The following is a 485-nucleotide window of genomic DNA, read 5'->3' as shown; positions in this document are numbered from 1 at the left end:
GCGCGGCCCTGCGCGTGCTGTTCTTCCTGTGCGGGGTGATGGGCGCCGCCACCGTCGCCACCGGGCTCGTGCTGTGGGCCGTGGCGCGGGCGCCGCAAGGGGCGGAGGCGGAAGGCTTCGGCCTGCGGCTGGTGCGGACGCTCAACGTCGGGACCATCGTCGGCCTGCCCGCCGGAATCGCCGCCTACTTCCTGGCCAACCGCCTGCTGCCGCTCGACCTTGCCGCCCGCGCGGATTGGGAGGTTGGAACGTTCTTCGGCGCCTGGGCGCTGGTGGCGGTCGCCGGCGCCCTCCGCCCGGCCGAATCGGTCTGGCGCGAAGGCCTCGGGCTGGTCGGAGGCCTATTCCTGGCGGTGCCGGTCGTCGGCGCGCTCACCACCGGCCTGCATCCGCTCGCCGGCGAGACGCGCTTCCTCGGGTTCGACGCCGCGATGATCGCCCTCGGCATCCTCCTCGGGCTCGCCGCGCGGAAGGCGGGGCAGGCG

General features: G+C 75.3%; 1 pseudogene. It reads left to right on the top strand.

Annotated features, from left to right (window positions below):
* A pseudogene (locus tag FV223_RS29740) lies at positions 1-485 on the top strand (PepSY domain-containing protein); the annotation flags it as partial.

Source organism: Methylobacterium sp. WL116 (assembly GCF_008039455.1).
In the GTDB taxonomy this organism is placed as follows: domain Bacteria; phylum Pseudomonadota; class Alphaproteobacteria; order Rhizobiales; family Beijerinckiaceae; genus Methylobacterium.
The sequence above is the reverse complement of the archived record's forward strand: the minus strand, read 5'-3'. Positions and strand labels throughout refer to the sequence as shown.